Source organism: Pseudomonas sp. V88_4 (genome assembly GCF_029967985.1).
GTDB lineage: Bacteria > Pseudomonadota > Gammaproteobacteria > Pseudomonadales > Pseudomonadaceae > Aquipseudomonas > Aquipseudomonas glycinae.
In genome coordinates, this window is the sequence record NZ_JASCAF010000048.1 from 113,830 (window position 1) to 137,270 (window position 23,441).

General features: G+C 62.4%; 23 protein-coding genes. 9 read left to right on the forward strand and 14 right to left on the reverse strand.

What is annotated here, in order from left to right; all coding sequences use genetic code 11:
* Positions 1–2: 2 nt before the first annotated feature.
* Positions 3–1,079 (forward strand): 3-deoxy-7-phosphoheptulonate synthase, encoded by a 1,077-nt coding sequence (locus tag QLG12_RS27835; RefSeq protein ID WP_007908583.1) that lies wholly within the window; start codon positions 3–5, stop codon positions 1,077–1,079.
* A 67-nt stretch (positions 1,080–1,146) separates the two neighbouring features.
* Here the strand turns inward: QLG12_RS27835 and QLG12_RS27840 are convergent, their stop codons facing one another.
* A complete protein-coding gene (locus QLG12_RS27840) occupies positions 1,147–1,428 on the reverse strand; it encodes a GNAT family N-acetyltransferase (RefSeq protein ID WP_007955658.1) in 282 nt (93 codons plus the stop codon).
* A gap of 636 nt (positions 1,429–2,064) precedes the next feature.
* Between QLG12_RS27840 and oprI the strand changes: the two genes are divergently transcribed.
* Positions 2,065–2,316 carry an outer membrane lipoprotei OprI gene (gene oprI, locus QLG12_RS27845; protein WP_011335311.1) on the forward strand — a complete coding sequence of 84 codons (252 nt, stop codon included), beginning with the start codon at positions 2,065–2,067 and terminating at the stop codon, positions 2,314–2,316.
* Between the two features lie 123 nt (positions 2,317–2,439).
* Here oprI and QLG12_RS27850 read toward each other — a convergent pair whose 3' ends face one another.
* The 3 genes from QLG12_RS27850 to QLG12_RS27860 all read right to left on the reverse strand — a co-directional run bounded on the left by QLG12_RS27850 (position 2,440) and on the right by QLG12_RS27860 (position 4,477).
* Positions 2,440–3,411 carry a L,D-transpeptidase family protein gene (locus tag QLG12_RS27850; protein WP_064383316.1) on the reverse strand — a complete coding sequence of 324 codons (972 nt, stop codon included), beginning with the start codon at positions 3,409–3,411 and terminating at the stop codon, positions 2,440–2,442.
* Positions 3,412–3,520: 109 nt separating this feature from the next.
* A complete protein-coding gene (locus tag QLG12_RS27855) occupies positions 3,521–3,814 on the reverse strand; it encodes a hypothetical protein (protein ID WP_003226812.1) in 294 nt (97 codons plus the stop codon).
* A 57-nt stretch (positions 3,815–3,871) separates the two neighbouring features.
* Positions 3,872–4,477 carry an arylesterase gene (locus QLG12_RS27860; RefSeq protein WP_197869110.1) on the reverse strand — a complete coding sequence of 202 codons (606 nt, stop codon included), beginning with the start codon at positions 4,475–4,477 and terminating at the stop codon, positions 3,872–3,874.
* 10 nt (positions 4,478–4,487) lie between these two features.
* Here QLG12_RS27860 and QLG12_RS27865 point away from each other — a divergent pair, with 10 nt between their 5' ends.
* From QLG12_RS27865 to greB, 3 genes are read left to right on the forward strand one after another with little or no spacing between them, the layout of a single operon-like run.
* Positions 4,488–5,171, forward strand: a complete 684-nt coding sequence (locus tag QLG12_RS27865; protein ID WP_197869111.1) for an ABC transporter ATP-binding protein — start codon at positions 4,488–4,490, stop codon at positions 5,169–5,171.
* Positions 5,171–7,675, forward strand: coding sequence for an ABC transporter permease (locus QLG12_RS27870; RefSeq protein ID WP_282475580.1), 2,505 nt, complete (start codon positions 5,171–5,173; stop codon positions 7,673–7,675). Before QLG12_RS27865 ends, QLG12_RS27870 begins: the two co-directional genes overlap by 1 nt.
* A 34-nt stretch (positions 7,676–7,709) precedes the next feature.
* Complete coding sequence (gene greB, locus QLG12_RS27875) at positions 7,710–8,207, forward strand: transcription elongation factor GreB (RefSeq protein WP_039770483.1); 498 nt, start codon at positions 7,710–7,712, stop codon at positions 8,205–8,207.
* A 3-nt stretch (positions 8,208–8,210) separates the two neighbouring features.
* On the opposite strand, the gene QLG12_RS27880 is transcribed toward greB, so the two are convergent.
* From QLG12_RS27880 to QLG12_RS27890, 3 genes are all read right to left on the reverse strand, one after another.
* Positions 8,211–8,519 carry a hypothetical protein gene (locus QLG12_RS27880; RefSeq protein ID WP_064383326.1) on the reverse strand — a complete coding sequence of 103 codons (309 nt, stop codon included), beginning with the start codon at positions 8,517–8,519 and terminating at the stop codon, positions 8,211–8,213.
* 250 nt (positions 8,520–8,769) lie between these two features.
* Positions 8,770–9,204, reverse strand: a complete 435-nt coding sequence (locus tag QLG12_RS27885) for a DoxX family protein (protein WP_007950955.1) — start codon at positions 9,202–9,204, stop codon at positions 8,770–8,772.
* A gap of 107 nt (positions 9,205–9,311) precedes the next feature.
* Complete coding sequence (locus QLG12_RS27890; protein ID WP_197869113.1) at positions 9,312–10,733, reverse strand: transglycosylase SLT domain-containing protein; 1,422 nt, start codon at positions 10,731–10,733, stop codon at positions 9,312–9,314.
* Between the two features lie 236 nt (positions 10,734–10,969).
* On the opposite strand from QLG12_RS27890, the gene QLG12_RS27895 reads away from it, so the two are divergent.
* The 3 genes from QLG12_RS27895 (at position 10,970) to QLG12_RS27905 (ending at position 13,948) form a co-directional block, all read left to right on the forward strand.
* Complete coding sequence (locus QLG12_RS27895; RefSeq protein ID WP_282475581.1) at positions 10,970–11,776, forward strand: TatD family hydrolase; 807 nt, start codon at positions 10,970–10,972, stop codon at positions 11,774–11,776.
* Positions 11,777–11,884: 108 nt separating this feature from the next.
* Positions 11,885–13,366, forward strand: a complete 1,482-nt coding sequence (locus tag QLG12_RS27900; RefSeq protein ID WP_282475582.1) for a methyl-accepting chemotaxis protein — start codon at positions 11,885–11,887, stop codon at positions 13,364–13,366.
* Between the two features lie 216 nt (positions 13,367–13,582).
* The gene (locus QLG12_RS27905) at positions 13,583–13,948 is read left to right on the forward strand and encodes an Mpo1-like protein (RefSeq protein WP_197869116.1); all 366 of its coding nucleotides are present in this window, start codon (positions 13,583–13,585) and stop codon (positions 13,946–13,948) included.
* Between the two features lies 1 nt (position 13,949).
* Here QLG12_RS27905 and QLG12_RS27910 read toward each other — a convergent pair whose 3' ends face one another.
* From QLG12_RS27910 to QLG12_RS27920, 3 genes are all read right to left on the reverse strand, one after another.
* Complete coding sequence (locus QLG12_RS27910; protein WP_282475583.1) at positions 13,950–14,744, reverse strand: thioesterase family protein; 795 nt, start codon at positions 14,742–14,744, stop codon at positions 13,950–13,952.
* 121 nt (positions 14,745–14,865) lie between these two features.
* Entirely contained in the window at positions 14,866–15,633 is a 768-nt protein-coding gene (locus QLG12_RS27915) for a CHAD domain-containing protein (RefSeq protein WP_282475584.1), read from the reverse strand.
* Positions 15,634–15,709: 76 nt separating this feature from the next.
* Positions 15,710–15,988 carry a hypothetical protein gene (locus tag QLG12_RS27920; protein WP_197869119.1) on the reverse strand — a complete coding sequence of 93 codons (279 nt, stop codon included), beginning with the start codon at positions 15,986–15,988 and terminating at the stop codon, positions 15,710–15,712.
* A 217-nt stretch (positions 15,989–16,205) separates the two neighbouring features.
* Here QLG12_RS27920 and QLG12_RS27925 point away from each other — a divergent pair, with 217 nt between their 5' ends.
* Positions 16,206–17,243 (forward strand): patatin-like phospholipase family protein, encoded by a 1,038-nt coding sequence (locus tag QLG12_RS27925; protein ID WP_064383337.1) that lies wholly within the window; start codon positions 16,206–16,208, stop codon positions 17,241–17,243.
* Here the strand turns inward: QLG12_RS27925 and QLG12_RS27930 are convergent.
* The 4 genes from QLG12_RS27930 to kdpB form a co-directional block, all read right to left on the reverse strand.
* Positions 17,240–17,938 (reverse strand): response regulator, encoded by a 699-nt coding sequence (locus QLG12_RS27930; RefSeq protein WP_039770498.1) that lies wholly within the window; start codon positions 17,936–17,938, stop codon positions 17,240–17,242. The two genes, QLG12_RS27925 and QLG12_RS27930, sit on opposite strands and share 4 nt — an antisense overlap.
* Before the next feature lie 48 nt (positions 17,939–17,986).
* Positions 17,987–20,638, reverse strand: a complete 2,652-nt coding sequence (locus QLG12_RS27935; protein ID WP_282475585.1) for a sensor histidine kinase KdpD — start codon at positions 20,636–20,638, stop codon at positions 17,987–17,989.
* Between the two features lie 128 nt (positions 20,639–20,766).
* Complete coding sequence (gene kdpC / locus QLG12_RS27940; protein WP_064383340.1) at positions 20,767–21,312, reverse strand: potassium-transporting ATPase subunit KdpC; 546 nt, start codon at positions 21,310–21,312, stop codon at positions 20,767–20,769.
* A gap of 57 nt (positions 21,313–21,369) precedes the next feature.
* Complete coding sequence (gene kdpB, locus QLG12_RS27945) at positions 21,370–23,430, reverse strand: potassium-transporting ATPase subunit KdpB (RefSeq protein WP_197869229.1); 2,061 nt, start codon at positions 23,428–23,430, stop codon at positions 21,370–21,372.
* Positions 23,431–23,441: the final 11 nt, after the last annotated feature.

A 23,441-nucleotide genomic window follows, 5' to 3' on the forward strand; every position in this document is an offset into this window, starting at 1 on the left:
CGATGGCTGATTTACCGATCAACGACCTGAACGTCGCTTCCAACGAGACCCTGATCACTCCCGATCAGCTCAAGCGTGATATCCCTCTGAGCGACGCTGCCCTGCGCACCGTCACCAAGGGTCGCGAGGTCATCCGCAACATTCTCGATGGCACCGACCATCGTCTGTTCGTGGTGATCGGCCCCTGCTCGATCCACGACATCAAGGCTGCCCATGAATATGCCGATCGCCTGAAGGTGCTGGCGGCAGAAGTCTCGGACACCCTGTATCTGGTCATGCGCGTGTATTTCGAAAAGCCACGGACCACCGTCGGCTGGAAAGGCCTGATCAACGACCCGTACCTGGATGACTCGTTCAAGATCCAGGACGGTCTGCACATCGGCCGCCAGTTGCTGCTGGACCTGGCCGAGAAAGGCCTGCCGACCGCCACCGAAGCCCTCGACCCGATCTCCCCGCAGTACCTGCAGGACCTGATCAGCTGGTCGGCCATCGGCGCACGGACCACTGAATCCCAGACCCACCGCGAGATGGCTTCCGGCCTGTCCTCGGCGGTCGGTTTCAAGAACGGCACCGACGGCGGCCTGACCGTGGCGATCAACGCCTTGCAGTCGGTTTCCAGCCCGCACCGTTTCCTGGGTATCAATCAGGAAGGTGGCGTGTCGATCGTCACCACCAAGGGCAACGCCTACGGTCACGTGGTGTTGCGCGGCGGCAACGGCAAGCCGAACTATGATTCGGTCAGCGTCGCCCTGTGCGAGCAGGCGCTGAACAAGGCGAAGATCAAGCCGAACATCATGGTCGACTGCAGCCATGCCAACTCCAACAAGGATCCGGCCCTGCAACCGCTGGTGATGGAGAACGTTGCCAACCAGATCCTCGAAGGCAACCAGTCGATTATCGGCCTGATGGTCGAAAGTCACCTGAACTGGGGCTGCCAGGCCATTCCGAAAGACCTCGCCGACCTGCAATACGGCGTGTCGATCACCGATGCCTGCATCGACTGGTCCGCTACCGAAAACACCTTGCGCAGCATGCACGCCAAGCTCAAGGATGTTCTGCCGAAACGTCAGCGCAGTTGACAGCCGTTTCGCAGGCATAAAAAACGCCGTGCATTGCCCGGCGTTTTTGTGTGTGCGGTGAGGTCAGTCAGATCTTGGCGGTGCGCCGCTGATGACGCTCCATGTAGCGCTCCACGTAGGAGCACGATGGAATGACCGTGTAGCCCATTTCATCGGCGTACTGTAACGCCCGTTCGGTCAGGGCTGCCGCGATGCCTCGGCCACGCAAGGCGTTGGGCACGAAGGTGCGATAGATATCCAGGGTCTGTTTCCCCAGATCCATATAGGTCAGGTAGGCACGATGACCGTCCACATTGGTCTCGAACTGATGACCAGCCTGGTCATGGTGGATGGACAACGCCTCGCTCATCACTACTCCTCGCGGGTCTCGAATTCTGACCCCTACCTTACCGATGTTTTCCCGGCGAAGGAACATCTACGCCACCCCGTGCCTGATGGACACCGAGAAGAACTGCACCGATCTCGCGCAACCCGAGCACGTATCAAATAGTAGGCACCATTGGCGAAAATGCTCAAGGTACGCTCGTCTTCATGCGGATTGAGGGGCAATTCCAGTGGACTCAGGGCCGGTTCGGGAGACGATCTTCCCGAGCCGGAAGGCTGAACATCGCCGGATGTTGAGACTTAAGACGAGCCCCCTGTTTTAAAGTCACCTCAACATGGACAAAGATATGCGAGGCGCTGCGCAAATTCGCAACAAAAGTGTGGACGAATCCATATAGACAGACTTTAGCCACTACCTGCAAAACAACCCGCAGCAACGGGAACTTTTTCTCATTAACTCGCTCATCTCGCGGCTTCCAGCTGGATATTTTTTATACAACGCAGTTAAAAGTTGCTCGAAAAAGAATCAACGCCTACAATTTTTTTTGCTTCTTGCCTCACGTCAGTTTACTTACTACAAGTAATGGGTAGTATGTACGCCGGCTATTTCCTCAATCGGAGGAGACAGCCACTTAATTGAAAGTCCTTGAAGGGGAACACGATGAACAACGTTCTGAAATTCTCTGCTCTGGCTCTGGCCGCAGTTCTGGCTACCGGTTGCAGCAGCGCATCGAAAGAAACCGAAGCACGTCTGACCGCTACTGAAGACGCAGCTGCTCGCGCCCAGGCTCGTGCAGACGAAGCTTACCGTAAAGCTGATGAAGCTCTGGCTGCTGCTCAAAAAGCACAACAGACTGCTGACGAAGCTAACGAGCGTGCTCTGCGCATGCTGGAAAAAGCTAGCCGCAAGTAATAGTCCTTCGGGATTGTTATCAAGCCGACCCGTTTTTCGGGTCGGCTTTTTTGTGCCTGCAGTTTTCTGCGGGCAATAAAAAACCCGCCGCGGCGCAAGCCTCGGCGGGTTTTGTCTCTCAGCTTATTGCTGCAGGTCGATCGGTGCGCTGGAGACCATCGGCGCCGAAGTATTCGGCGTGCCGATTTCGGTTGGCAGGCCATCTTCGGCCGCCACCACGTCACGCACCACATCCCAGTTCATACGCAGGTTGTTGGTGATGTCTTCGCGCTTGAGCATCGCGTTGATCACGGCGGTGTGTTTGTCGACCACCGACGGGTTGCCCTTGTCGTCGATCGGCGTGTGCGCCTCCAGGTAGATCTTGCCGCCACTGCGACCGAACTTGTAGGCGTCATTGAGGATTCGTACCGAAGTTCCGACCGGAACCATGCTGGCCATTTCCAGCACGTTGTTGTTGAACATGCGGAAGCAACCGTGACTGGTGCGCATGCCGATACCGAACTTCTTGTTCGAACCGTGGATCAGGTAACCCGGCGTACCCAGGGTGAACTTGAACGGACCCAGCGGATTGTCGGGACCGGCCGGCACCACGTTCGGCAGCGGATCGCCATCGGCAGCGTGTTCAGCCTTGATCGAAGCTGGCGGCGTCCAGGTAGGATTCGGCGTCTTCGCGGTGATCGTGGTGTGAGCGATCGGCGAGCCCCAGCCTTCGCGACCGATACCCAGCGGGAAGGTGTACACCACGTTCCGGCCTTTCGGGTAGTAGTAGAGGCGATATTCAGCCAGGTTGATCACGATGCCTTCACGCGGACCAGGCGGCAGGATGAAACGGGTCGGCAGAACGATTTCGGTGCCGGCGCCCGGCAACCAGGCATCGACGCCCGGGTTGGCCGCGACCATTTCCGAATAACCCAGATCGTAAGTGGTGCCCAGATCGGCAAAGGTGTCTTCGTACTTGGCCTTGATCACCTGCACCTGGCCGATGATGTCCTCACCCGGCGGTGGCAGGGGAAACTCCAGTGCGGCAACGGGACCGGCCACACAGAGGGCGGCAAGAGACAGGCAGCGGGTGACGGCAGGAAAACGCGGCAACATCCGGAGAATCCTTCGCAAGATCGACAAGGTCATAAGAACGCGATTGTACACCGCGCCCAGGGAATTCGGGGAGATGCGCCGATGGACCGAGATATCGGCGAAAAAGGACTCAGAGTTCGAAACGCAACTCGGGCCAGATCGGCGAAGTGCCACGTTTCTGCGATTCGAGGATCGCCCGGCACAGCGAGCACAGGCGCTGGTCCTGAAACACCCGGCGATCGACGCTCGACCAGCGCGGTTGCGCCGGCAGCAGACTGCCGCACAAGGTTCGATCCGCCGAACCACCGAGTTCCAGCTGACGGGTCACCAGATGCACCCGCACTTCCTGGCAGGCGAACAGATCCAGCTGTTCGTCAGGCTCGATCAGTTGGTAGGCGAACAGGGACCAGGCAGGGCGCGGCATCGGGGGCTCCAAATAAGGGGGCGCCACATTAGCCGAAAGCCTGCCGCTAGAAAAGCCTCATAGCAGCGGTTTTAGCGTCGGCCAGACATTTTCCAGCAACTTGCCCTGAGCCCCGGCCGCCGGGTGCAGGCCGTCGGCCTGCATCAGGTCCGGATGCCCACCCACACCTTCGAGGAAAAACGGCACCAGCGGGATTTTTTTCTCCTCGGCGAGCTTGCCGTAGACCTCGGCGAAGGCATCGGTGTAGCGCTTGCCGTAGTTGGGCGGCAATTGCATGCCGAGCAGCAGCACCTTGGCGCCGCTTTGACGGGAGCTGTCGATCATCGAAGCAAGATTTTGTTGCAATTGCGTCGGCGGCATTCCGCGCAGGCCATCGTTGCCGCCCAATTCGAGGATCACCAGTTCCGGCTTGTGCTCTGCAAGCAGCGCCGGCAGCCGCGCCTGGCCTCCGGCACTGGTGTCACCGCTGATGGACGCATTGACCACTTTGTCGTCAAAACCTTCGCTCTTGAGCCGCTGCTCAAGCAACGACACCCACCCCAGCCGGGTATCCAGTCCGAAACCGGCGCTGATACTATCGCCAACGATCAGAACTGTACCCGCCGCTGCGTTCTGGGCCATGCACATCAAGGCCAGGCCAGCACTTAAAAACCACACACGCATCGGATTCTCCATGGGCGCAAGCATTCTCACCGCGAAGAACCTTAGCAAAGTGGTTCCCAGCGCGGAAGGTGAACTGACCATCCTGCACGAACTGAGCCTGGAACTGAACAAGGGCGACAGCCTGGCCATCGTCGGCGCGTCCGGTTCCGGCAAATCCACCCTGCTCGGCCTGCTCGCCGGCCTCGATCTGCCAAGCAGCGGCGAAGTGACGCTCGCCGGGCAAGCCCTGAGCAATCTCGACGAGGACCAGCGCGCGCGCATTCGCGCCGAACACGTGGGTTTCGTCTTTCAATCTTTCCAGCTGCTCGACAGTCTCAACGCGCTGGAAAACGTCATGCTGCCGCTGGAGCTCGACGGCCGTAAAGATGCCCGAAGCCGCGCCACTGAGTTACTGCAACGGGTCGGCCTCGGCCAGCGCCTGACTCACTCGCCGCGCCAGCTCTCCGGCGGCGAACAACAGCGTGTCGCCATTGCCCGGGCCTTTGCTGCCGAGCCGGACGTGCTGTTCGCCGACGAACCCACCGGCAACCTCGACAGCCACACCGGCGAGCGCATCAGTGACTTGCTGTTTGAATTGAACAAGGAACGCGGCACCACCCTGGTGCTGGTGACCCACGACGAACGCCTGGCCCATCGTTGCCGGCGTCTGATCCGTCTTGAAGCCGGCCTGTTGGTCGCCCCTCTGGAGCCTTGATGGCACGTCTGCCGCTGTTGCGTCTGTTCAGTCTCGCCCTGCGCCAACTGATGCGCGATGCCCGCGCCGGTGAACTGCGGGTGCTGTTTTTCGCCTTGGTCGTGGCGGTCGCGGCGAGTACCGCGATCGGTTATTTCGGTGCCCGCCTCAACGGCGCAATGATGCTGCGTGCCACCGAGTTTTTAGGCGCCGACCTGTCGCTCGAAGGCAGCTCGCCGGCCCGCCCGGAACAGATCCGGAGCGGCACCGAGCTGCGCCTGGATCATGCGCAGGTGGTGGAGTTTTCCAGCGTCATCGCCACAGACAACGGCATTCAGCTCTCCAGTATCAAAGCGGTCGACCGCGCCTACCCGCTGCGCGGCGAACTGAAAAGCGCCCCCGCCCCCTACGCGACAGAGCAAGCCGGTGGTGAGCCGCAGCCCGGTGAAGCCTGGGTCGAAGCGCGCCTGCTGACGGCGCTGGACCTGAAGATCGGCGACAACATCGACGTCGGCATGAAGACGTTGAAACTGACGCGAGTGCTGACTTACGAACCGGATCGCGCCGGCAACTTCTACAGCCTCACGCCACGGGTGCTGATCAACCTCGACGACCTCGCCGCGACCGGCGTGGTGCAACCCGGCAGCCGGGTGAGCTACCGCGAACTGTGGCGCGGTGAGCCGAAGGCGCTGGAAACCTATCGCCAACTGATCAAACCGGGCCTTGCCGCCAACCAGCGGATTCAGGATGCCCGCGACGGCAACCGGCAGATCGGCGGCGCATTGGGCAAGGCCGAACGCTATCTGAACATGGCCAGTCTGGTGGCGGTGCTTCTGGCCGGGGTGGCGGTGGCGTTGTCGGCCAACCGCTTCGCCAGCCGGCGTTTCGATGCCAGCGCCCTGTTGCGTTGCCTGGGTTTGTCGCGCCGGGAGACCCTGGTGCTGTTCAGTCTGCAACTGACGGTGCTCGGCCTGCTCGCCAGCTTCAGCGGTGCCCTGCTCGGCTGGCTCGCGCAATTGGGATTGTTCGCGCTGCTACATGATCTGCTGCCGACCGACGTACCGCCGGGTGGCTTGCTGCCGGCGCTGGCCGGAATCGGTACCGGGCTGGTGGCGCTGGCCGGTTTCGCCCTGCCACCGCTCGCCGCACTGGGCCGCGTGCCGCCGTTGCGGGTCTTGCGCCGGGACATGCTGCCGATTCCATCGAGTACCTGGATGGTCTATGGCGCAGCACTCGGTGCGCTCGGGCTGATCATGTGGCGCCTGAGTCTGGATCTGCTGCTGACGTTCGCCCTGCTCGGCGGCGGTGTGGTTGCCGCGCTGGTGCTCGGCGGCTTGCTGCTGTTGCTGCTGCAAAGCCTGCGTCGTCTGCTTGCGCGCGCGTCCTTGCCCTGGCGTCTGGGGCTGGGTCAGTTGTTGCGTCATCCTTTGGCGGCCGCCGGCCAGTCATTGGCCTTCGGCCTGATTCTGCTGTCGATGGCGTTGATCGCCTTGCTGCGTGGCGAACTGCTCGACACCTGGCAAAACCAGCTGCCGAAAAACGCGCCGAACTACTTCGCCCTGAACATCCTGCCGGCCGACAAACAGGCCTTCACCGATCACCTGATCAATGTCTCGGCCCAGGCCGCGCCGTTGTATCCGGTGGTGCCGGGACGGCTGATCAGCATCAATGGCGAAGCGGTGCAGCAGATCGTCAGCAAGGACTCGGCCGGCGACCGGGCGATCCAGCGTGACCTGAGCCTGACATGGGCGGCCGACCTGCCGGCAGGCAATAAGATCACTGCCGGTTCGTGGTGGACCGGCCAACCTTCGGATGACATTCCGGGCGTTTCGGTGGAAGGCAAGGTGGCCGAGAGTCTCAAGCTCAAGCTGGGCGATCACATGATATTCAGCGTGGGCGGGGTCAATCGCGAAGCCAAGGTCACCAGCCTGCGGGAGATCAACTGGGACAACTTCCAGCCGAACTTCTTCATGATCTTCCAGCCCGGCACCCTGAAGGATCTGCCGGCGACCTACCTGACCAGTTTCTATCTGGCGCCCGGTCACGATCAGCAGATTGTCGAGCTGTCGCGAGCGTTCCCGGCGGTGACCATCCTGCAGGTCGAAGCCTTGCTCGAACAGCTGCGCAGCATCCTCGCCCAGGTCACCCTGGCGGTGGAGTATGTGTTGTTGTTTGTGTTGGCGGCGGGGATGGCGGTGCTGTTTTCCGGGTTGCAGGCCACGCTGGATGAACGCATTCGCCAGGGCGCGCTGTTGCGTGCGCTGGGGGCTGAGCGGCAGTTGCTGATCAAGGCACGACGGATCGAGTTCGGTTTGCTCGGCGCGGTCAGCGGATTGCTCGCGGCGATCGGTTCGGAAGTGGTGAGCCTGGTGCTGTATCGCTTCGCCTTCGACCTGCCATGGCACCCCCATCCGTGGTTGCTGCTGTTGCCGTTGATCGGCGCGGCGCTGATTGGTGGTGCCGGTGTGTTCGGCACGCGGCGTGCGCTTAACGCCAGCCCGCTGACAGTGTTGCGCGAGGGTTGATAGACTCCAGCCGTCTTGATCAAAAGAAGTTGCCATGAGCCGTTATCGTCCTCCCCGCACCGCCGGTACCGCGCTGATCACCCCCGAAGGTGAAGCGCGGATGCGTGCCGAATTTCATGAGCTGTGGCACGTGCGCCGCCCGCAGGTGACGCAGTCGGTCAGCGAAGCGGCGGCTCAGGGTGATCGTTCGGAAAATGCCGAGTACACCTACGGCAAAAAGATGCTGCGCGAGATCGACAGCCGCGTGCGCTTTCTCACCAAACGCCTTGAGGCGTTGAAAGTGGTCAGCGAAAAACCGAGCGATCCGAACAAGGTCTACTTCGGCGCGTGGGTGACCATCGAAGACGAGGACGGCAAACAGTCGCGCTACCGCATCGTCGGCCCGGACGAACTGGACCTGAAACTCGGTCTGATCAGCATCGACTCGCCACTGGCCCGCGCCCTGATCGGCAAGGCGCTGGATGCTGAAGTGCGGGTACAGACGCCGACCGGCGAACAGTTCGTCTACATCGTGGCGATCGAGTATCCCTGACGCTTAGCGCCGGGTGATCAGGCCCTGACGTGCGACGCGTGTCAGTTGGCGAATCATTTCCGGCGCTTCCTCAGGGCTTGGAGCCTGAATCACCGCCAGATCGAAACTGTCATCGGCAAAACGCGCCAACGATTCACCGTCTTCGACAAACTGGATCAGGAAAGCGGCAGGACCGCCGCTGCGGCGTGGCCAGCCATCGAGATAACGCAGCAGCGTCGGCTGATGTTTGCCGCCAAGCAGGATTTTTGGATTGCGCTGGGTGACGTGTGCCGTGATCGGCGCGGGACGTGCTGGAGGGCGTAGTGCATTCATCGTGTCGTGTCTCTGCCTCAAAAGTCTGCATGGCAGGTGAGAGGCAACACCGAACCAGCGCTTTAGCGGTATTTCGAAGCCCTGTTCCGGCTTCTGACGGCAACTGAAGAAGAGTCACCTGGCGCCCCGCAAGTAGCTGTTTAAATCGGCGCATGAGCGGCATCCTAGAGAACGTGACCGGCCAGTGTCAAGAATCGACCGCAACAAAAAAGGCCCGCACAATGCGGGCCTTTTGCTTGAGCCAGAGCCTTCAACCGGCGATGGCGCGATCCACCGAGAGCTTGCCGGCGCCTTCGATCAGCACCGCGAGACTGCCACCGAGCAGGGCCAGAGCGAACTCGTAACCATTGTTGGCCATGAACAGACCGTTGCTGATGTGTACGGTGAAGATCGCCACCAGCGACAGGAAGGTCAGACCCAGTGCCGCCGGGCGAACCAGCAGGCCGATGATCAGTGCCAGACCTGCGAAGAACTCGGTACCGCCGGCCAGGGTGGCCATCAGGTAACCCGGGGTCAGGCCGATGCTTTCCATGTATTGCGCGGTGCCTGCCAGACCGTAGCCACCGAACAGGCCGAAGAGTTTCTGCGAGCCGTGGGCGGCGAAGATCACGCCGACGGCAATGCGCAGAATGGTCAGACCGTAGCCGGCGCGGGTGAACAGAACCTTGTTGATCAGAGAGCTCATGTTGCGTTTCCTTGTTGTCAGAAGTGCTTGTTGGTTGGCCGCTATATTAATCAATTATTTTCATGTTAAAAGCGCAAAAATTCCGCCATAACAATCAACTTATTTGATCATTTGCGTGAGACAACTTTCTGCCCCCCGGGCTCCAACGACTCCCGCTCCCGGTCGAACGCCAAGTAATACTTGTTCACGCTATTAACATAGCTGACGGCGCCCATTCCCACCTGCTCCATGGCGATGCGCTCGACCTGAAAGAACCACTGGTTGGGATTCAGGCCGCGACGCCGCGCCTCGGCACGCATGCCCTGCACCCGCTCCGGGCCGATGTTGTAAGCGGCCAGGGTGAACGCCATGCGTTCACGCTCGTTGAGCTTGGGGCTGTTGAAAAACTTGCGGCGGATCATCGCCAGGTACTTGGCCCCGGCCTGCACATTCGCATCGAGATTCTGGATATTGTTGACGCCGACTCGCTGTGCCGCCGACGGGGTGATCTGCATCAGCCCGGTCGGGCCGCTGCCACTGCGCGCACTGGGCTGCAGCGCCGACTCCTTGAACGCCAGCGCCGCCAGGTTGAGCCAGTCCATGTTTTGCGCTTCGGCGTGTTTCTGCAGGGTCGGGCGCAGCTTTTCCAGACGCTGACGGTCAGCCTTGGCCAACGGATAGTGCACTTGATAGAGACGGCGGTAGATCCGCAGAAACGCCGCATCTTCGTTCGACGGCTTTTTGTAGCCGCTCAGGAAGCGGTCGATGCTGGCCCGCAACATCGACGCATCACGGCGCACGAACCAGTATTCCTCGCCCGGCTCGCTGATCATCACCTGCCGGTCGAAACGCAGCTTGGGCAGGATCTTGCCCCAACGCTCGGCAATCGGTTGCTCGACGATAGTCAGGTGGAAGATCCCGCCCTGAACCATTTCCAGCACATCCTCGACCGCCAGCGTCGGATCGACCCATTCGATCTTGATCGGCGCCAGTTTGTGCAGCGCCAGCTTCTGGTTGAGCTGGCTGACCGCCTCCCCCGCCGCACTGCCGGTGGGCAATGCCAGGGTTTTGCCGGCCAGTTGCTCGACCTTGGTGTAGCGCTTTTCACCCTTGATGCCGACCAGCACCAGCGGCACGTTGCTGGCGATCGGCTCGCTGCTGGCAACCGCGTGGCCCGGTTGTAGCTCGAGCAGTTCGCCCGGCGCCACAAGATCGCCTTCGCCGCGCTGCAACGCGCCGAGCAGTTGATCCTTGGCTTTGGGGATGATCTTGAGGGAGATTTCCTGGCCGTCGCGGGCGTGGCCATTGAGGTATTGCTCGAAGGCGCGCAGCCGGTGGTATTCGATGCCAATGGCCTGGCCCTGGACTTCGCCGGAGCTGTTGCGGCTCTGGTTGACCAGCACCCGCAGCACGCGGCTGCTGCGGATCTCGGTCAGGTCGCGAACCTTGGCGGCCGGCACGGCTTGCAGCGGGCCGGGCAGCCGCGCGACCGCCGTCATCGGCAGCAGCAGCGAACCACACAGCAGGAGCAAAACCGAGGGACGAACCATCCACTCTCCGGAAAGAATACGGGGCGTTTTCACCGCCGAGCGGTCGCAAAACACCGACGAAAACAGAGCGCCTGGAGCGCTGATAAAGTGCGAGAGACTGGCACAGTGATGGCAACTCTGCCAGCCCAGCCTGCCTCGCGGCCTCAACAGACAGCCATAAGCCGTTGTAGTTCTTGGCTTTTCTTATAAATCTACAGCTCTGATATGCTTTCCGGCCTTCGGCCCGAGGTAGCACCATGCAACTCATCGATATCGGCGTCAACCTGACCAACCCCAGTTTCGCCGACAAACACCAGGCCGTGCTCGACCGCGCCTACGCTGCCGGGGTCTGCCAACTGGTGCTGACCGGCACCAGCGTCGAGGGCAGCGAACAGGCGCTGGAACTGTGCCAGCAACTGGATCCGGACGGTCAGCGACTGTTTGCCACCGCGGGCATTCACCCGCATTCGGCCAGTGACTGGAATGCCGACAGCGCAAGGCGTCTGCGCAGCCTGCTGCAGGAGTCGAACGTGGTGGCGGTGGGTGAATGCGGGCTGGATTTCAACCGCGATTTCTCGCCGCGCCCGCAGCAGGAAAAAGTCCTCGAGGAACATTTGACGCTGGCTGCCGAACTGCAATTGCCGGTGTTTCTGCACGAACGTGATGCGAGCCAGCGTCTGCTGGAAATCCTCCGTGACTTCCGCGACCGCTTGCCAGCCGCCGTGGTGCATTGCTTCACTGGCGAGCAGAAAGCGTTGTTCAGTTACCTTGATCTCGACCTGCACATCGGCATCACCGGCTGGATCTGTGACGAGCGTCGCGGCACCCATTTGCATCCGCTGGTGAAGGAGATCAAACGCGGTCGCCTGATGCTCGAAAGCGATGCGCCGTATCTGCTGCCGCGCACACTGCGGCCAAAGCCGAAACACGGACGCAACGAGCCAGCCTACCTGACCGAAGTGTTGCGTGAAGTGGCGTTGCATCGAGGCGAGACCGAAGTAGACCTGGCCGCCCACACAACCGCGTGCGCTCGGGCGTTCTACGGTTTACCTACCCTGCCCTGAAAGAGGCGGATGCATCGGTTGTTGATGCACATCAAGAACCGGGCACCTGGGTAGCGGCACAATAATGGCACCTTGCCAAAACTGTTTCCGCTATCAGAGAAGACCTCCATGGGTGCCTGGCTTAGCAATATCTCGCTGAAATACAAATTCTGGGCGGTCAATGCGGTCGCCTTTGTCACCACCCTGTTGCTGGTGCTGTACGCCGTGCAACTCGAACAACAGGCCCGCAGCCACGCCGCGCAAACCTCGGCCCAGGCCCAGGCGCAATTGCTCAAGGCCTGGCCGGTCGGGCAGGCGCTGCCCAAATCCGATCAGGTACTGACGTTTAAACGCGGTGAAGCGCCGCGCCTCAACGATCAACCTCTGCTGGAGATCACCGACAGCAGCGGCTGGATCGAGATCAGTCACTTGCCGTTGTTCGGCGAAAATCCGTTGCTCGGCGCCGAAGTCTTCAGCCGTGCCGATGGCCAGCAGGTCGCCGTGATCGCCTACGCCCCCAGCCTCAGCAAGGTCTTCAGCGAGCGCTTCGCCAACTACGCGGTGGCGGTGTTCATCCTGATGCTGGCGATGCTTGGCGCTTCACAGTTGTTGATCCGTTTCCTGCTCAGCCAGCTCAACACGCTCAAGGACGTGATGCTGCACGTGGAGAAAACCGGCGACCTCGCCGCCCGGGTGCCGCTGGCGTGCAAGGATGAAGTCGGGCAGATGGCCAACGCGTTCAACGCGATGCAGGCCGGTTATCAGCGCGTGGTGACCACTGTGGCCAACACCGCGCGGCAACTCGACGTCGGTGCTGCGCGACTGGCGTCGAGCATGAACGAAGTACGTCACGGCATGCTTGGCCAGCAGAGTGAAACCGATCAGGCCGCCACGGCGATCAACGAAATGACCGCCACCGTCTACCACATCGCCCAGCACGCCGGCGCCACACGCGATCTGTCGCAGACCGCCGATGGCCTGGCCGGCAGCGGCCAGCAAGTGGTGACCCGCGTCCAGCATTCGATTGCCGGCCTGTCCAGCGGCGTACAGCAGACTGCCGAGATGATCCAGCGTCTGGCCGAGGACAGTCAGAAGATCAACGGTGTGGTCAGCGTGATCCACAGCATCGCCGAACAGACCAATCTGCTCGCGCTCAACGCTGCCATCGAAGCGGCGCGCGCCGGGGAAATGGGTCGCGGGTTTGCGGTAGTCGCCGACGAGGTACGCAACCTCGCCAAACGTGTGCAGACCTCCACCGATGAAATCACCACCATGGTGTCAGCGTTGCAGGCTGGCACCCGTGATGCGGTGGACTTCATGCAGGAGAGTTCGTACAAGGCCGACGACTGCGTGCAGCAGGCGCAGGAGGCCGGTGAAGCGCTGGCGGAAATCACCGGAGCGGTAGCGCAAATGCGCGAGAGCAACACGCAGATTGCGGTGGCGGCGGAGCAGCAAAGTCAGGTTGCCGAAGAAATGAACCGCGCGGTGGTGAGCATTCGTGATGTGACCGAAAACACTGTGCAACAGACCGTGGATTCGGCGACCACCAGTAACGAATTGGCGACACTGGCCGGGGAACTCAACAAGGCGATTGGGCAGTTGAAACTTTAAGGGCCTCATCGCGGGCAAGCCCGCTCCCACAGTAGACTCAGCGGCGTTCACAATCCCGTGTGGGAGCGGGCTTGCCCGCGGTGGCGTCAGCAGAAACAGCATCAAATAAGACCATTGTCCCTATCACTTCAATAGCCAACCTTGATTCGCCGCCCTCACTGCCCCGGCCTATTCTTCAACCATGTACCGAACAAACATGGATCGAGGAGCAGCAACATGGGCAAACGTCACCCCAACCTTCCCGCGTGGCAATGGCGCGCGTACCCGAACAACCATCAGCACCCGACCAATCTGGTGCTGCACCTGATTGCCGTGCCGCTGTTCATTGTCGCGTTTCTGTTGATCGTCTCGGGCGTGTTCAGCCTGAGTCTGGCCAGCGTGGCGATCGGCGTGATCGGCATCATCGCGGCGCTGGGTCTGCAGCGTCACGGCCACAGTCTGGAGGCGCAAGCCTCCGAGCCGTTCAGTGATCGCAGGGACGCCGTCTCGCGTCTGCTGGTCGAGCAGTTCCTGACGTTTCCGCGGTTCTTCCTCAGTGGCGGCTGGTTCCGCGCCTGGCGTGAACGCCATCGCCGCCATTGAGTCAGGCGAAGATCGTCACCGTCTGCCGACTCATGGCAATCAGTTCCCCCTTCGCGCTCCACAGCTTGGCGGCGACATGTCCGTAACCGTCGACGGCATACTCGATGTCCGCCAGGTATTGGCAGAAATCCAGCGTACTCAAATCCCGTAACGGCTGAACGAATTCGATGGTCCAGGTCAGCGTGCTGCCCGGTGCCGGTTTCTTCAGATACGGCAACAGCGCGGGCGGCCAGGCATCGACCAGCGCCAGCAGGTGCGCCTCGTTGACCGGCTCTTCCTTCACATCACCCCGCAAACGCACCCAGCCACCCATCAGCCGCGATTGAGTGCCGGTGAACGGCATGCCACCGACACTCCAGCGCATCGCCAGATGACGCATGAACTCGGGGGTTACGCCTTTGATGTACGGCAGTTCCTGGCAGTTGTCCCAGTGCTTCATCTCCGGCGCGGGATAGGCTTCAACCGCCACTTCCGACGGCCGCGAAGCCCCGAAGCTGCCTTGCACCATCGTCACCACCTGACCGTTCTGCACCGCGCGCCCCAGCACTTGGCTGACCGCTTTGCCTTCGCGCAGCACCTCGACTTCAAAGCTCACCGGCACTTCGGGCTCGACCGGGCCGACGAAGGTGATCGCCAGCGAACGCACTGGTCGATCGGCCGGCACTTGGGCGCGCATCACTTCAAATTGCAGCGCAGCCACCAATCCGCCAAAACTGGCCCGGCCCTGCCCCCACTCCGCCGGAATCGTGACCTCCGGTTGACGACGGACAGCATCGATCAAATCGCAAAAGCGCATGGAAACCTCGGACACGAAAAAGGGAATGACCGGATCTTAACCAGCGCGGCAGAGCGGCGCAGCGTCCATTCCGGTCAAAGAGACGGACAGATAAGACAGCGGTGCTGCGCGCCAGCGGGTTTCAGGACTTGAAGCAGGCTGCGCTGAGTTTTTCCAGCACCTGGTCCGCCTTGCTTTCGGCCTGGATCATGGTCGCCTGCCACGTGGCGACGCAGGGTTGCAGATCCGGTTCCTGTTCGGCGCGGGCCAGCCATTGCCAGCAATCGTGCCAGTCACCGAGTGCGCCTTGCGCGGATTTCAAACGGGGCAATGCGGCTTCCGGCAGACGATCGAGTTCCGGGTAGGCCTCGATGCCGTAACGCACGCGCTTGATCAGCAGGCGCAGGCGATGGCGGTCGTGGGCCGGGTCGTGCAGCGCCACGTCGAGGTTTTTCCATTGTTTGCCCAGACGTTTCTCGATGCGCTTGTCCAGGCGCTTGAGCAATCCCTGGCGCTGGGACGCGCGCAGAAAACGCGGAAAGGCGTCGAGGATCATCAACAGCGACGCCACTTCGGCGCTGGCCGCCAGTGTCGGATAAGCCTCGGCCATCTGCGCCATGCGCCGTTGCGCAGCTTCGGGCTGATCATGCTTGATCAACCACGCCGCCAGCACCTCGCGGTCGCGCCACGGCGTGGTCAGTTGTCCGACGCTGGCCGCCGCGCTTTCCAACTGTTCGACACCGGGCAAACCGCGCAACGGTCGCAACAGACTGCGCAAGCGCCGCACGGTAGTGCGCAAGTCGTGCAGCGCTTCTGGGTCGGTCCGCGCAGTCAGACGCGCCTGACAGGCCAGCAGCCGCACTTCCAGGCTCAGGACATGAGCCACCAGCCGATCAACCCACGCAGACATCGCTTGCTCCTGAATTCAATGGCTTTGCACGAGTGTGCACTTGCGCAAACGAGGTGCCTTGCGCCACGTCAGCAGCTTAGCGTCCGGCGCGGGATTCGCGAATGTAGAAACGCGCTTTTTCGGCTTTCCTGGTGCAGCCTTCGAATCCCTCGAATTGCTGCTGGGTCTTGGCGGCTGTCAGCAACGACAACGCCTTGGAGTAACTGACCGTACCGGCGAAACCCTCGGCCTTGGCCAGATCCAGTTCATGCCACGCCGCGTCGAGCTGACTGCCGCAGCTGTCGCGGTAAGCGGTCTTGCCGGCGCAACCGGCCAATGCAATCGCCATCAACGGCACACAGATCCAGGCTTTCATCACTCACACCTCAAAGATAGGTCAACAGTCGTGCAGGTAAGACGGTGCGCCAGCGAAAAAGTGCCTTGTGCCCCGCCATTGCGCCGCACTGCAAAAGATAACGCCGACGGGTCATGAAGTATCGAAAAAACGACGCCATCGCCGCCTCGAGCGACCCCGCCGATTGAAGCCCGGCCCTCGATGGGTGCATTGTGCAACCTTGTCGGGAGGAAGTTGGATGAAAAAGCGTGTCGCACTGGTGCTGGGCTCCGGTGGCGCCCGGGGCTATGCCCATATCGGGGTCATTGAAGAGATCGAACGACGGGGCTATGACATCAGTTGTATTGCCGGCTGTTCAATGGGGGCCGTGGTCGGCGGAATCTACGCCGCCGGCAAGCTCGACGAATACCGCAACTGGATCGAAAGCCTGGATTATCTCGACGTGCTGCGCCTGGTGGACGTCAGCTTCCGCCTCGGTGCGATCCGTGGCGAAAAAGTCTTCGGCCAGATCCGCAAGATCGTCGGCGAGATCAACATCGAAGACCTGCGCATTCCCTACACCGCCGTAGCCGCCGACCTCACCAACCAACAGGAAATCTGGTTCCAGGAAGGCTGCCTGCATCAGGCCATGCGGGCCTCGGCGGCGATTCCCAGCCTGTTCACCCCGGTGATGCAGGGCAACCGGATGCTGGTGGACGGCGGCATTCTCAACCCGTTACCGATCGTGCCGGTGGTGTCGAGCCACTGCGATCTGATCATTGCGGTCAATCTCAACTCGACCAACCAGCGCCATTACAAACTGCCGGTGATCCAGCGCCCTGCCGCGTTCCGTACGCGCTTCGACAGCCTGATCACTTCGCTGGGTTCAAAGATGCCGTTCCGCCGCAAACAGGCCGAGCAACTGCTGATGCTGGAACAGGAAGCGCTGCGTGCCGAAGCGGCGGAGATCAATCCATGGGTCGAAGGCGCTGAACCGGAAGCCCAGCAACCGGCCGCCGCGCCAGAGCGCGACGGCGCACCGAAATCCGCCACCGGATCATTCATCGTCGATAACGTCGGGCCGGCTTCATTGCTTGATCTGATCAACCAGAGTTTCGAGGTGATGCAGACCTCGCTGGCACAGTACAAGATCGCCGGGTATCCGCCGGACATCCTGATCAACGTGCCGAAACGGGTGTGCCGGTTCTTCGAGTTCTACAAGGCGCCGGAATTGATCGCGCTGGGTCGCGAGATTGCCCGGGATACCCTCGACCGCTATGAGAGCGAACAGAACTAAAGGCTGCTCTCGCTCAACAAGCGATAACCGACGCCGGCCTCGGTCACGATAAACCGGGGCCGGGTCGGATCGTCCGCCAGTTTCTGCCGCAGATGCCCGACCACGATCCGCAAGTAGTGGCTGTCCTCGGTGTGAGTCGGGCCCCAGATGTCCTTGAGCAATTGCTGCTGGGTGATCACCCGCCCCGGATGCCGCGCAAGTTGCGCCAGCACCGCGTACTCCTTGCGGGTCAGAGCGACCTCGACGCCGTCGAGCAGTACCCGGCGATACGCCAGGTCCACGGTCAACGGGCCGAAATTCAACGCGGCCTGCTGCGCTTCTCCGGCCGGGGCCTGACGCAGCAACGCACGCACCCGAGCGAGAAATTCCTGAATGCCGAACGGCTTGGTCACGTAGTCATTGGCGCCGCCATCCAGCGCCTGGACTTTCTGCCCTTCACTGGCGCGTACCGACAGCACCAGCACCGGCGCCGTGGCCCATTCGCGAAACTCGCGCAGCACTTGCTGGCCGTCCATGTCCGGCAGGCCGAGGTCGAGTACCAGCAGGTCCGGTTTGTTCAGCGCCGCCTGGGCCAGGCCCTCGGCGCCGGTGCCGGCCTCCAGCACTTTGTAGCCCTGGGAAGCGAGGCTGATGCGCAGAAACTTGCGGATCTGCGGTTCGTCATCGATGACCAAAATGGTCGCGGTCTGGCTCATGAGTTCACATCAACACAAAAGAGTGGCAAGAGAGTAGCGCAGCGCGGATCAGGCTTCACCGTCCATCCCCGGTTGCGTCTGCAACGGCAGGTGCAGGGTGATGCAGGTGCCACGCCCGTCGATGCCGTCGCCGACACTGATCCGCCCGCCGTGGGCACCGACCATGCCCTGACAGATCGCCAGCCCCAACCCCGTCCCCTGCCCGCCCCGATCACCTCGGGCAGCGGTGTAGAACATGTCGAAAATCTTCGCCCGCTCATCCACCGGAATCCCCGGCCCTTCATCGCTGACCGAGAAAAACACCTCGCTGTCATCCGCCCCGGCGCGCAGTTGCAGACGGCCGTGGGGCGGCGAGAATCGTGCGGCGTTTTCCAGTACGTTGACCAGCGCCTGTTCGATCAGCGCGGCATGCACGTACAGCAGCGGCAACTCGGCCGGTACATCGGTGCTCACTTGCAACGACGACAACACCGCCCGCAGACGATTGAGCGCACTGCCGACGATGTCTGCGGGCGACACCCAGTCCCGCGCCAGCTTCAGGGCGCCGTGGCCGAGACGGGTCATGTCCAGCAGGTTCTGGATATAGCGATCGAGACGCTCGGCCTCATCGCGAGTGCCTTCGAGCAATTCGCGGCGATCCTCCAGCGGGATCGCTTCGCCGAGGGCCAGCAGGCTGTCGATGCTGCCGCGCATCGAGGTCAGCGGCGTGCGCAGATCGTGGGACACCGAGGCCAGCAAGGCGCTGCGCAGTTGCTCGGTTTCGCCGTGCAGGCGCGCGGCTTCCAGGTCATCGGCCAGTTGTGCTCGGGCCAGTGCTTGAGCCAATGGCTGGCTCAACGCGGTCAGCAAACGACGACGCTGGCCGCTCAGGGTCTGACCCTCTTTGGCGCACACACCGAGCAACGCCAGCGGCCCGTCCTCCACCGACAGCGGCCACCACCACCAGCGGCCGAACGGCAGCGTGCCCGTGCCCATGCCTGCCGGTTGATCGTGTTGCCAGGCCCAGTCGGCGGCGGCGCGTTCGGACTCCGTGAACTGCAGCGGCCCGCCGGTTTCGACTTTCCAGCCGCCCTGCCCGTCGCGATTGAGCAGGCACAGTTGCAGATCGCTCCAGCCATTGAGGTGCTGCGCGGCGGCGCTGACCACGGCCTGACGGTCAGTAGCGGCAGTGAGTTTGCGCGACAGGTCGAGCAGTTCGGTGGTCTCTTCCTGGGTGTCGCGCAGCGCCTGCAATTGCCGGCGCTGGCGGGCCGCGAGGTTGCCGGTGAGCGCCGCCATCAGCAGGAAGAACAGCAAGGTCAGCACGTCTTCTTCGCGCTGGATGCTGAAGGAGAAGTTCGGCGGGATGAACAGAAAGTCATAGGTCAGAAACGACAGCGCCGCACAGGCCAGCGCGGGGCCGAGACTGCTGCGCACCGCCACCAGCAACACGGCCGCCAGAAACACCAGCGAGATGTTCGGCAACGGCAGCACGCTGGACACCGCCCACGCCAGCGCACTGGCCAATACCGTGGCGACCAGCGCCAGCGCATAGTCGAACCACACCAGCGTCGGTGCTGAACGCGGGCGCGGTTGATGCTGTTGCTGATCGCTGTCCAGCACGTTGATTTCCAGACCGTGAGCCTGACGCAGCAGACGCGCCGCCAGCCCACCGCCGAACAGACGCCTGCGCAGACGCGGCCGCGACTGGCCGACCAGCACCAGACTCGCCCGCCGTTCAGCGGCATGCTGGATCAAGGTTTTCGCCACTTCACCGGCCCGCAGCAACACCACCTCGCCACCGAGGCGTTCGGCCAGTTGCTGGGCGCTTTGCAGGCGCAGGCGCGATTGCTCGTCGCGCACGCTGCCGTTGTCGACGTGCACCAGACTCCACGGCAAATGCCGTCGCTGGGCGACGCGACTGGCGTGACGCACCAGCCGTTCAGCCTGGGCATCGCCATCGACGCCGACCAGCAAGCGCCCGCGCACCGCCGGCGCGGCCTGGCCGAGCTGGCGATAGCCTTGAGCGAGATCGTTATCGACCTGCGCGGCAGCGGTCTGCATCGCCAGTTCGCGCAGCGCCGTGAGGTTGGTCTGGGTGAAAAATGCATCGATCGCCGCCCGCGCCTGCTCCGGCACATAGACCTTGCCTTCGCGCAGACGCTCAAGCAGTTCCCGGGGTGGCAGGTCGATCAGCAGCAGTTCGTAGGCTTCCTGCAGCACCCAGTCCGGCAGGGTTTCGCGCACCTGCACGCCGGTGATGCCGCGCACCTGATCGTTGAGACTTTCCAGGTGCTGGACGTTGACCGTGGTGTACACGTCGATGCCGGCGGCGAGCAGTTCCTGAATGTCCTGCCAGCGTTTGGCGTGACGGCTGCCGGGGGCGTTGCTGTGGGCGAGTTCGTCGACCAGCACCAGTTTCGGCCTGGCGGCGAGCAGGCCGTCGAGGTCCATTTCTTCGAGCGTCACGCCGCGATATTCCGAGCGCACCAGCGGCAGTTGCGGCAGGCCGCCGAGCAGCGCTTCGGTTTCGGCGCGGCCGTGGGTTTCGACCACGCCGGCAATGACTTTCACGCCTTGGCGCAGCTGGCTGTGGGCGGCCTGCAGCATCGCGTAGGTCTTGCCCACGCCTGGCGCTGCGCCGAGAAAAACCTTGAGCCGGCCGCGTCCGTCGCGGGGCAAGTCTGCTAACAGCGCGTCGGCGCGGCCGGAGTCACTCATGCTTGAAAGTCTCTTCCTGATGTTTGTGTATTGCCTGGACTGCCGTCATCGCTGGCAAGCCAGCTCCCCCATGGGGAATGCGTGCTCCTGTGGGAGCTGGCTTGCCAGCGATTGGCCGCGCCACCGATTCAGAGCTTTTCCAGCGCCATGTTCAGCGCCAGCACATTCACCACCGGCGGGCCCACCAGCGGCTGTTCGATGTGCGCGTCGAGCAGTTGCTGCAAGGTCGCCACCGGCACATTGCGCGCGGCCGCGACACGCGCCAGTTGATAGGCAATCGCCGCCGGTGGCAAGTGCGGATCGAGGCCACTGCCGGAGGTGGTCAACAGCGCCAGCGGCACCGGGCCCTGGCCGGGCACCTGCAGTTTGTTGGCGTCATCGATCACCCGAGTGGCCAGCGCCGGATTGCTTGGCGACAGGTTGCTCGCACTGCTCGACACGGTGGCAAAAGCACCGGCCGATGGACGCGGATGGAACCAGGCATCGCCGACAAAATCCTGAGCGATCAGCGACGAGCCGCGCACCTTGCCTTCGGCATCGCGCACCAGGCTGCCGTTGGCCTGCTCGGGGAAGGCAACTTGCGCGACGCCCGTGACTACCAGCGGATAGGCAACGCCGGTGACCAGGGTCATCAGCACCAGCAGGCTCAGGGCCGGACGTAACAGTGTGGACATTTCAAAATCCTCGAATTCGTGCTTGAAGCGGTGCGCCCGGCACACCGCTGTTCAGGTTCAAACCAGATGCAACGCCGTCAACAGCATGTCGATCGCCTTGATCCCCACGAACGGCACCAGAATCCCGCCCAGGCCATAGATCAGCAGATTGCGACGCAGCAGCGCCGCCGCGCTCGCCGCCTGCACCCGCACACCACGCAGGGCCAACGGAATCAGCACCACGATGATCAAAGCGTTAAAGACGATGGCCGACAGGATCGCGCTCTGCGGACTGCTCAACTGCATGATGTTCAGCACGCCGAGCTGCGGGTAGATCGCGGCAAACAGGGCCGGCAGGATCGCGAAATACTTGGCCACGTCGTTGGCGATGGAAAAGGTCGTCAGCGCGCCGCGAGTCACCAGCAATTCCTTGCCGATCTGCACCACGTCCAGCAACTTGGTCGGGTCGCTGTCGAGGTCGACCATGTTGGCCGCTTCGCGCGCGGCTTGCGTGCCGTCGTTCATCGCCATACCGACGTCAGCCTGGGCCAGCGCCGGGGCATCGTTGGCGCCGTCGCCGCACATCGCGACCAGACGACCGTCGTTCTGCTCGTGACGGATACGCGCCAGTTTTTTCTCCGGTGTGGCTTCGGCCAGTACGTCGTCGACGCCCGCTTCAGCAGCAATCGCGGCAGCGGTCAGCGGATTGTCGCCAGTCACCATCACCGTGCGAATCCCCAGTTTGCGCAGCTCGGCAAAACGCTCGCGGATGCCTGGCTTGACCACGTCTTTCAGATGAATCGCACCGAGCAATTTGCCGTCGGCACAAACCAGCAACGGGGTGCCGCCGCTCTGGGCGATCTTGTCGATTTCCCGGGACAGCGCCGGGGCCAGATCCTTGCGTTGTTGACCGAGGAAGGCCAGCAGCGAATCCACCGCCCCCTTGCGGAACACACGGCCCTGGTAGTCGACACCGGACAAGCGGGTTTCCGCACTGAACGGCACGGCAGTCAGGGTTTCCGGCGCCGGTTCCGGCTGCGGATTGGTGCCACGCAGGTACTCGACGATGGACTTGCCTTCAGCGGTTTCGTCAGCCAGCGAGGCGAACAGCGCGCCTTCGGCCAGTTCACGGGCGTTCACACCCGGCGCGGCATATACCGCACTGCAACGACGGTTACCGAACGTGATGGTGCCGGTCTTGTCCAGCAGCAACACGTGCACGTCACCCGCCGCTTCCACCGCGCGACCGGACTTGGCGATCACGTTCAGGCGCACCAGACGATCCATCCCGGCAATCCCGATCGCCGACAGCAGACCGCCAATGGTGGTCGGAATCAGCGTGACCAATAACGCCACCAGGAACACCAGCGGCAGGCTGCCGTTGGCGAAGTGGGCGAACGGTTGCAAGGTCACGACCACCAGCAGGAAGATCAGGGTCAGGCCGATCAGCAGGATGTCCAGCGCCACTTCGTTCGGGGTCTTCTGGCGCTTTGCGCCTTCGACCAGCGCGATCATCCGATCCAGTGTCGATTCGCCAGGGTTGGCGGTGATCTTCACCAACAGCCAGTCGGACACCAGCCGAGTATTGCCGGTGACAGCGGAGCGGTCGCCGCCGGACTCGCGGATCACCGGAGCCGATTCACCGGTGATCGCCGCTTCGTTGACCGCTGCGATGCCTTCGATAACCTCGCCGTCACCGGGGATCATCTCCCCCGCTTCGACGCGCACCACATCACCCTTGCGCAGGCTAGTGGCCGGCACGACCTGGAAGCTGCCGTTGGCCAGCTTGCGTCTGGCACTGAGGCCTTCACTGCCGGCCTTGAGGCTGTCGGCGCGGGCCTTGCCGCGACCTTCGGCCAGCGCTTCGGCGAAGTTGGCGAACAGCACGGTGAACCACAGCCACAGGGCGATTTGCGCAGCAACGAAGGTCGGCACGCTGCTGTCGGGAATGAAGCAGAGCACGGTGGTCAGGATCGCTGTTAGTTCGACCACCAGCATCACTGGCGAGCGCTGCAACTGGCGCGGGTCGAGCTTGACGAACGCTTGCACCAGCGCCGGGCGCCACAGGGCGCTGATCGCGGTTTTCGGAGCTTCAGCCGACTTGGCAGCTGCCGCTGGTTTTGAAGCTGGAACATGCATATTCATGATGG

What these genes read in the sequence shown, in the direction of transcription:
- QLG12_RS27835 (WP_007908583.1), top strand. Translation starts at nt 3, where the DNA reads ATGGCTGATTTACCGATCAACGACCTGAACGTCGCTTCCAACGAGACC.
- QLG12_RS27840 (WP_007955658.1), bottom strand. Translation starts at nt 1,428, where the DNA reads ATGAGCGAGGCGTTGTCCATCCACCATGACCAGGCTGGTCATCAGTTC.
- oprI (WP_011335311.1), top strand. Translation starts at nt 2,065, where the DNA reads ATGAACAACGTTCTGAAATTCTCTGCTCTGGCTCTGGCCGCAGTTCTG.
- QLG12_RS27850 (WP_064383316.1), bottom strand. Translation starts at nt 3,411, where the DNA reads ATGTTGCCGCGTTTTCCTGCCGTCACCCGCTGCCTGTCTCTTGCCGCC.
- QLG12_RS27855 (WP_003226812.1), bottom strand. Translation starts at nt 3,814, where the DNA reads ATGCCGCGCCCTGCCTGGTCCCTGTTCGCCTACCAACTGATCGAGCCT.
- QLG12_RS27860 (WP_197869110.1), bottom strand. Translation starts at nt 4,477, where the DNA reads ATGCGTGTGTGGTTTTTAAGTGCTGGCCTGGCCTTGATGTGCATGGCC.
- QLG12_RS27865 (WP_197869111.1), top strand. Translation starts at nt 4,488, where the DNA reads ATGGGCGCAAGCATTCTCACCGCGAAGAACCTTAGCAAAGTGGTTCCC.
- QLG12_RS27870 (WP_282475580.1), top strand. Translation starts at nt 5,171, where the DNA reads ATGGCACGTCTGCCGCTGTTGCGTCTGTTCAGTCTCGCCCTGCGCCAA.
- greB (WP_039770483.1), top strand. Translation starts at nt 7,710, where the DNA reads ATGAGCCGTTATCGTCCTCCCCGCACCGCCGGTACCGCGCTGATCACC.
- QLG12_RS27880 (WP_064383326.1), bottom strand. Translation starts at nt 8,519, where the DNA reads ATGAATGCACTACGCCCTCCAGCACGTCCCGCGCCGATCACGGCACAC.
- QLG12_RS27885 (WP_007950955.1), bottom strand. Translation starts at nt 9,204, where the DNA reads ATGAGCTCTCTGATCAACAAGGTTCTGTTCACCCGCGCCGGCTACGGT.
- QLG12_RS27890 (WP_197869113.1), bottom strand. Translation starts at nt 10,733, where the DNA reads ATGGTTCGTCCCTCGGTTTTGCTCCTGCTGTGTGGTTCGCTGCTGCTG.
- QLG12_RS27895 (WP_282475581.1), top strand. Translation starts at nt 10,970, where the DNA reads ATGCAACTCATCGATATCGGCGTCAACCTGACCAACCCCAGTTTCGCC.
- QLG12_RS27900 (WP_282475582.1), top strand. Translation starts at nt 11,885, where the DNA reads ATGGGTGCCTGGCTTAGCAATATCTCGCTGAAATACAAATTCTGGGCG.
- QLG12_RS27905 (WP_197869116.1), top strand. Translation starts at nt 13,583, where the DNA reads ATGGGCAAACGTCACCCCAACCTTCCCGCGTGGCAATGGCGCGCGTAC.
- QLG12_RS27910 (WP_282475583.1), bottom strand. Translation starts at nt 14,744, where the DNA reads ATGCGCTTTTGCGATTTGATCGATGCTGTCCGTCGTCAACCGGAGGTC.
- QLG12_RS27915 (WP_282475584.1), bottom strand. Translation starts at nt 15,633, where the DNA reads ATGTCTGCGTGGGTTGATCGGCTGGTGGCTCATGTCCTGAGCCTGGAA.
- QLG12_RS27920 (WP_197869119.1), bottom strand. Translation starts at nt 15,988, where the DNA reads ATGAAAGCCTGGATCTGTGTGCCGTTGATGGCGATTGCATTGGCCGGT.
- QLG12_RS27925 (WP_064383337.1), top strand. Translation starts at nt 16,206, where the DNA reads ATGAAAAAGCGTGTCGCACTGGTGCTGGGCTCCGGTGGCGCCCGGGGC.
- QLG12_RS27930 (WP_039770498.1), bottom strand. Translation starts at nt 17,938, where the DNA reads ATGAGCCAGACCGCGACCATTTTGGTCATCGATGACGAACCGCAGATC.
- QLG12_RS27935 (WP_282475585.1), bottom strand. Translation starts at nt 20,638, where the DNA reads ATGAGTGACTCCGGCCGCGCCGACGCGCTGTTAGCAGACTTGCCCCGC.
- kdpC (WP_064383340.1), bottom strand. Translation starts at nt 21,312, where the DNA reads ATGTCCACACTGTTACGTCCGGCCCTGAGCCTGCTGGTGCTGATGACC.
- kdpB (WP_197869229.1), bottom strand. Translation starts at nt 23,430, where the DNA reads ATGCATGTTCCAGCTTCAAAACCAGCGGCAGCTGCCAAGTCGGCTGAA.